The sequence below is a fragment of the Ruminococcus flavefaciens genome, from assembly GCF_900119075.1.
Lineage (GTDB): Bacteria > Bacillota > Clostridia > Oscillospirales > Ruminococcaceae > Ruminococcus > Ruminococcus flavefaciens_Q.
Map to the genome: position 1 here is coordinate 182,721 of NZ_FPIP01000008.1, position 7,217 is coordinate 189,937.

The window sequence follows — 7,217 nt, forward strand, 5'->3', positions numbered from 1 at the left end:
GTATACTGCCGAAAGACAATATATGGAGGCATTTGATATTATTTGCTGAGTTCACGCTTTACCGAATCATATTCGATCTTAACTTCATTGTCGGGAGAGCCCGTAACAAGCGAAACCAGTATGATAGCGGCAAATGCGCAGAGGAATGCGGGGAGGAGCTCATATATAGCAAGGACTCCGCCCATAGGAGCGATTACAAATTTCCATACGAATACCATTACCGCACCTACGATAAGTCCTGCCATAGCACCCCACTTATTTGAACGCTTCCAGAAGAGAGCTGTCAGCATTACAGGTCCGAATGTAGCTCCGAAGCCTGCCCATGCGAAGGATACGACTCTGAATACCGAGCTGTCCTGATCCCATGCAAGAATTATTCCGCAGGCTGCTATAACGAGGAGCACTATTCTCGCAACCAGCATGGATATCTTGTCGCTCATTTTAACATTGAATACACCCTTGAGGATATTCTCGGACATAGAAGATGAAGCTGCAAGAAGCTGTGAATCCGAGGTCGACATTGTACAAGCAAGGATACCTGCAAATACGAGTCCTGCGATAACTGCAAGACCTGCGTGATGCTCGCTCATATACTGAGCTATCTTTATGACTACCTTTTCCGAGTTGCTGCCGTCAAGCATCTCCAGCTTTCCGCTCTTGGAAAGTGCATTTCCGATGAAGCCGATTATTATTGCGATACCCATTGAGATAACTACCCATATGGAAGCTATTCTTCTTGAGGTCTTTATTTTGTTCTTGTTCTCGATAGCCATGAATCGGAGGAGTATATGAGGCATACCGAAATAGCCGAGTCCCCATGCAAGTGTTGAAGCTATGGTAAGTCCGGTGTACTTGTCAGCAGATTCTGTTTCGGGATTGAATATGTGGCTGAGGGAGAAATAACCTGCCATAGAGTCTGCATTGTCCAATACATTGCTGAAACCGCCTGCTGCATTTACTCCGAAGATAACTATGCTTATGAGTGCCACTGTCATAACTATACTCTGGATAAGGTCAGTTGTACTTGCTGCAAGGAATCCGCCTGTACAGGTATATGAAATGATAATGACCGCACTGATTATCATTGCAAGGTGGTAATCCCAGCCGAAAAGGGAGCTGAAAAGCTTTCCGCAGGCTGAAAATCCCGAAGCAGTATACGGAACGAAGAATATAAGGATTATGAGTGCCGAAACTCCCATAAGTATCCTGCTTTTGTCCTTGTAACGCTGAGAGAAGAAATCGGGAATGGTTATAGCACCGCATTGCTGACTATAGACTCTCAGGCGCTTAGCCACAAAGAGCCAGTTGAGATAGGTGCCGACAGCAAGTCCGATAGCTGTCCAGCCTGCTTCTGCACCGCCTGTGAGATAAGCAACTCCCGGAAGGCCCATGAGGAGCCAGCTGCTCATGTCGGAAGCCTCTGCACTCATAGCTGTGACCAGAGGTCCCAGCTTACGACCGCCAAGATAGAAATCTCCGACGTTTTCGTTTTTCTTTGAGAAGATAAAGCCTACACCGACCATGACAATGAGATAGGCAATTATCGTCCCGATGATGATAATGTCAGTAGTGTTCATGTCTTACTCCTTTATATAATAGAATAATGTAAAAAGTACTTTAATTATATCCCATATTTCGCAATAAGTCAACAAAAAAACAGCTGTTGCCGCAATTTATATGCACAGCATTCCGATACAGGTCAGGACAGCCTTGGAAAATACACTTTACACAGACCTGCATTTGTGTTATAATGGATTGCATGACTGAGAAAAAGGAGAATAATATGAGCATACTTAATGTTGAACACGTTACCCACGGCTTCGGAGCGAGACAGATACTCAATGACGCCTCATTCCGCCTGCTGAAGGGCGAGCACGTAGGACTTGTCGGAGCCAACGGCGAGGGAAAGTCTACGTTTCTGAATATAATAATGGGCAAATTACAGCCCGACGAAGGCAAAATAGAGTGGTGCAGGCACATTACCACAGGCTATCTCGACCAGTACAGCACCCTTGCAAAGGGAAAAACTATACGCGATGTGCTCCGTGAAGCCTTCGACCATCTTTCCGACCTTGAAACCGAAATGCTGGGGCTCTATGAGAAGATGTCGGACTGCTCCGACGAGGAAATGAACGCTCTTATGGAGGAAGTAGGCGAAATACAGAGCATTCTCGACTACAGCGGCTTCTATACCATAGACGCTAAGATATCCGAATATGCCAACGGTCTCGGACTCAACGAGATAGGTCTCGACAGGGACGTTGCGGAGCTTTCTGGCGGTCAGAGAGCAAAGGTCCTCCTTGCCAAGGTGCTCCTTGAAAATCCGATGATACTCATTCTCGACGAGCCCACAAACTTCCTTGACGAGAATCATATCAGGTGGCTGACAAATTTCCTGCAAAACTACGAAAACGCATTCATTCTTGTATCTCATGACGTTCCTTTCATGAACAGCGTCATCAACGTGGTATATCATGTGGAGAATGCCGTTATGACAAGATATACGGGAGATTACGATAACTTCGTGAGAATGTACGAGCTGAAGAAGAAACAGCTTGAACAGGCTTACGAAAAACAGCAGAAGGAAATAGCCGACCTTGAGGACTTCATCGCCCGCAACAAGGCTCGTGTCGCTACAACGAACATGGCTAAATCACGCCAGAAAAAGCTGGACAAAATGGACAAGATAACCCTTATGCGTGAAAAGCCCAAGCCCACTTTCTCATTCAGAAAAGCTCGTACTCCCGGGCGTGTTGTCATAGATTGCCAGAACGTGGTTCTCGGCTACGACGAGCCGCTCACCAAGCCTATCTCAATCAAGGTGGAGAACGGTCAGAAGATAGCTATACGCGGTGTAAACGGCATAGGAAAGTCCACTCTGCTGAAAACCCTGCTTAAAATAATACCGCCTGTATCGGGATATGTGGAGCACGATCAGTTCGTAGAGTATGGCTACTTCGAGCAGGAGGAGGAAAGCACTTCCAAAACCGCTCTGGACGTTATATGGGAGGAATATCCCTCAATGACCAATGCTGAGGTACGTGCCGCTCTCGCTCAGTGCGGACTTACCACGGAGCATATAACCTCGCAGATGAGAGTTCTCTCAGGCGGCGAAAACGCAAAGGTAAGGATTTGCAGGATAATGCTCAAGGAAGTAAATCTTCTCGTTCTCGACGAGCCCACAAATCATCTGGACGTTGACGCAAAGGAGTCGCTGAAAAAGGCTATAAAGGACTACAAGGGCACGGTATTGATCGTAAGCCACGAACCCGAATTCTATATGGATATTGCCGATAATATCTGGAATATCGAGGAATGGTCCACAAAGATAATATAATAATTCAAAATTTCTATTGTTATTATATCACATGAGAACAGTAGTAACGGGAAAAGCCTTGTTTTACAACCTCTTCACAGGAAATATGTATAATTAGTAACTAATGGCTTTCGTTCATAAAAAGTTTGCGATTTCAGCCGCACATTTTGCCTTCCTCATACGTTAATGCATATATAGACTAAAATGCAATTATCTCTTGCATTCAGTGAGATATCATTGTATAATGTGATTAAGCAGTTATATGCTGCAAATATGAAAAATGGCAGGTGAACATAATGATCTTAAAGAAACTCACAGCTGCTGTTATAGCAGCTTCAACGGCAATTATTCCATTTACTGCGGAAACGCTGAATGTATTCACGCCTCTGAATGCTTATTCAGAAGAAACGGCAGATGTATCTTCATTTCCTGACTGGATCCCGCAAAGCTTTGATGATGCAGTAAACTTCCGCAATAAATATGGAGCTGTGCATATAGGCGATGAGAATGACAGTTATCCGTTTTATGACAGCGATCTGCTTTGTGTTGTATTTAAAGAGACTTCTTACAGTACAAAGAAATATGACATTAAGAACACAGGCGGTCTTGTTACAGTATTCTACCATGATGTATTTGTGGACGAAGTTAACGATACTGCCTATGAAGTAATGACATACAAAAATGCAGCAACATCAAAGCCTGATTTCAAGGTGCAATTCAGCTGCGACGCGGAATTGCAGAAGGAATACTCCTTTACAAGTATCGGAACTCAGGTCGTAGAGACTGATATCTACAGCTGGCTGCCTGACTGTGAGGAGGAATATCGGAAATATGCAGAAAGCAATACCAATTTATCAGTAAAAGATAATTATGTTGTATTCTGCCTTTCTCATGACGCAGGCACTGCCTATGACTGGGTTCTGAATGATACCGGAAAAGAGTGCTTTGAGCTTGAAACAGTAAGCGATTGCAGCCCCGAATCTTCTGTTCCTGTTGACGGCGGAGAGATCAATAAGGTCTGCGTATACAAGGCAGTCAAGGACGGTTATGACAAGATATCCTACGATTTCGTGTTATTGCACGCAAGTGATGATGAGGGCAAAAAATCTCTTGTTGCTGACTGTGCAGTTATAAACGATGCAAAGAATATCCTTCTTTCGGGTGATATGCGAGTTTCCCTTGTTGATTATGACACTGGAGAACTACTTACGCTTCCGGAGATAGCAATACAAAGAATATGGACAGATATCAGCAAAGATACTCCTGAGGGCAAGATCAACTGTAATATGTTTCCGGTTGGATTCAGAACTAACCCTGCAGTTGTAGATTTAGGTAATTTCTTTGACGGTTACAATTTCTCGTTTGGCTTGGATATTCATAATCTGCCTGTTGGATATTATCTGCAAGATACCAATGGTAAATCAGCCGGTTATTATAACGGAACTGTTGTGCCTGATGATCATATGATTGTTAAAAAGTATGATAACGGCTCTGCGGACGTTGTATTCAAGCTGAAGTTTACACCCACAGGCGATATCAACGATGACGACGAATTCAATGTTGCCGATTTGGTACTGCTGCAGAAATGGCTGCTCGGCTCAGCTGATGCTAAGCTCATAAATTGGAAAGTAGCAGACTTCTGTAATGACAATGTGCTGAATGTATTTGACCTGTGTCTGATGAGGAAAGCTCTCATTCAGCCGTTCAATATACCTGTTTCACTCAGTATTACTAAAACAGGTGGATATGCAGGAGTACACATAGTATGGAAAGTTTATAAAGATGATGGAAAGTACATTCTCTCTTATGATGATCAGAAGGGCTATGAAGCTACCGAGCCGATGATCGTTGAGATATCCGAAGCTGATTATAGCGAGATAATGTCTCTGAATTATGATTGGATCATTGACAAATACAACAAAACTCCACACGAAAAGGTAATTGACGGATTCAACTACAAAACAATTCTTTCTTATGAAAATGGAGACGAAAAAGAAACCAGTGCTGACATGGCTAATGTGCTTGTGAAACTGGAAAAGCTTCTGGATAAATATCTCAGCTCAACAACCTATGTTGAGCCTGATAAACGTACTACAAATGGTTCGCCATTACGCGTTATGGTAAATGACCTTAAACTATATTCCGGACCGAATGAAAGCTATCAAGCTATAACTTTGATCCCGAATGGAACACGGCTTCATGAATTGGGTTATCAGACGGATAATGATAAATGGCTGTTTACTGAATATAAAGGCCAGTATGGCTGGATAAAGACTATTGAAGATGATAACAGGACTGTTACGATTTATTTTGATGAGTATCTTGATAAGCCTGTCATTTACCTGTATCCTGAGAAGGAAACCGATGTTCATGTGGAGCTTGAACTGACAGAAGCAGAGCTCTCGACAACCTATCCCAAGTATAATAACGGCTGGGACGTAACAGCTTATCCCGACGGAAAGCTCGTGAACAAGGCAGACGGTACACATCATAAATATCTCTTCTGGGACGCAGTACACTGCCGTACAAGATTCGATTTCTCCAAAGGCTTCTGCGTTGCAGGCAGTGATACAGAGAGTTTTCTCAAGGAAAAGCTCGCATATATGGGACTGAACGAAGACGAAATGAACGAGTTCATCGTATACTGGCTGCCGTTAATGGAGCATAATAAGTACAATCTCATTACCTTCCAGGGCGATGCGTATACCGATTCCGCAAAGCTGAACATAACTCCCACACCCGACAGTATGCTGCGTGTGTTCATGGCTTATGTTCCACTTGAAGAATTTGTGAATATCGAACCTCAGCAGCTTGAGACCTTTGAGAGAAAGGGATTTACAGTCGTTGAATGGGGCGGCAGCAAGATACAATAATAGACTCACACACAATTAAAAACTCCGACCGTATGGTCGGAGTTTTTGCATATATTCTCAGGATTTCTCATATAATTCACTGACCAAATATCGAAAAAAGGAGAAAAAATATGAGAAAAACACACAGAAAGATAGTCAGCGGAGCACTGCTGTGCGGCTGTGCGCTGTTCACTCTGTACGGAGCTTCGCGTATTGCAGAAAGAGCCGAAAATGGTGCTCTGCCGACAGCACTGACAGACCTTGACAACGAGAAGCCGATAATCGTTCTTGACGCAGGGCATGGCGGATCAACTTAAACATAGTTCATATTTCAAACTATTTATTATTATCATAATCTTCCGTCCAGGGAGATGTATAGTGAAAGGATTGTTGTGAGAGCTAATTCGCCTATAGCGCATAGTGTTATTCAATAGAAGTTTGAAAACAAATGATTCGTTGACTTTATATGCTATAGAAGTGTATATTATAAAAGAAACAGTAGTATGTCTTCTTACATTAAACATACTACTGTTTCTTTTACTTTGTCTTCTTAGCTTAATGGCATTACCGTAATGGGCTTCCTTATTATGTATTATAAGCTGAATGGCGCTTCATTCGGACGAGCACCATTGCCCTGATTAATAATCATCAGTAAGCTTATGTGCAGCTTATTCGATAGATGTAGAATTAGTCTCAGTTGTTGTGGAATTATCTTGGTATTCATATTCAACATCCTTCTGCTCAATTCTCCAATCCTGAGCATCTTCATCGAATGCTATTCTGAATGTTACTTCGCCCTTTGATGGCTCATATACCTCATTTCCATCATTTTTAAATTTTCTATTCAATGTAAAGGAGCCTTCTGTAACATCAGATATATCTATCTGCTCATCTGTCCAATAATAACCTCCAAAATAGCCTTTACCCGGACAATACTGGTATAATTCACCCTCATACATGATGTAGGTATATGCACGATCCAATTTGCCGTCAGCAGGAAGAGTATCTGCTGTAAATGAAGGTCCGAATAATTCATAGTTATTTGTGTA

At 42.8% G+C, this 7,217-nt stretch carries 5 protein-coding genes; 3 read left to right on the forward strand and 2 right to left on the reverse strand.

Going from position 1 to position 7,217, the window contains the following annotated elements; translation table 11 throughout:
• Positions 1-38: 38 nt before the first annotated feature.
• Positions 39-1,577, reverse strand: coding sequence for a sodium/proline symporter (locus tag BT105_RS11855; protein WP_072300937.1), 1,539 nt, complete (start codon positions 1,575-1,577; stop codon positions 39-41).
• A 206-nt stretch (positions 1,578-1,783) separates the two neighbouring features.
• On the opposite strand from BT105_RS11855, the gene BT105_RS11860 reads away from it, so the two are divergent.
• The 3 genes from BT105_RS11860 to BT105_RS11870 all read left to right on the forward strand — a co-directional run bounded on the left by BT105_RS11860 (position 1,784) and on the right by BT105_RS11870 (position 6,485).
• Entirely contained in the window at positions 1,784-3,337 is a 1,554-nt protein-coding gene (locus BT105_RS11860) for an ABC-F family ATP-binding cassette domain-containing protein (protein WP_072300938.1), read from the forward strand.
• 275 nt (positions 3,338-3,612) lie between these two features.
• Positions 3,613-6,189: a hypothetical protein gene (locus BT105_RS15315; protein WP_072300939.1), complete on the forward strand. Its 2,577-nt coding sequence runs from the start codon at positions 3,613-3,615 to the stop codon at positions 6,187-6,189.
• 110 nt (positions 6,190-6,299) lie between these two features.
• Positions 6,300-6,485 (forward strand): hypothetical protein, encoded by a 186-nt coding sequence (locus BT105_RS11870; RefSeq protein WP_177243979.1) that lies wholly within the window; start codon positions 6,300-6,302, stop codon positions 6,483-6,485.
• A 351-nt stretch (positions 6,486-6,836) separates the two neighbouring features.
• On the opposite strand, the gene BT105_RS15095 is transcribed toward BT105_RS11870, so the two are convergent.
• Positions 6,837-7,217: hypothetical protein (locus tag BT105_RS15095; protein ID WP_177243980.1), on the reverse strand; the 381-nt coding region annotated here is incomplete at its 5' end.

Excerpts from the sequence above, each read along its gene's own strand:
- BT105_RS15315 (WP_072300939.1), top strand. The coding sequence starts at position 3,613 with ATGATCTTAAAGAAACTCACAGCTGCTGTTATAGCAGCTTCAACGGCA.
- BT105_RS11855 (WP_072300937.1), bottom strand. The coding sequence starts at position 1,577 with ATGAACACTACTGACATTATCATCATCGGGACGATAATTGCCTATCTC.
- BT105_RS11860 (WP_072300938.1), top strand. The coding sequence starts at position 1,784 with ATGAGCATACTTAATGTTGAACACGTTACCCACGGCTTCGGAGCGAGA.
- BT105_RS11870 (WP_177243979.1), top strand. The coding sequence starts at position 6,300 with ATGAGAAAAACACACAGAAAGATAGTCAGCGGAGCACTGCTGTGCGGC.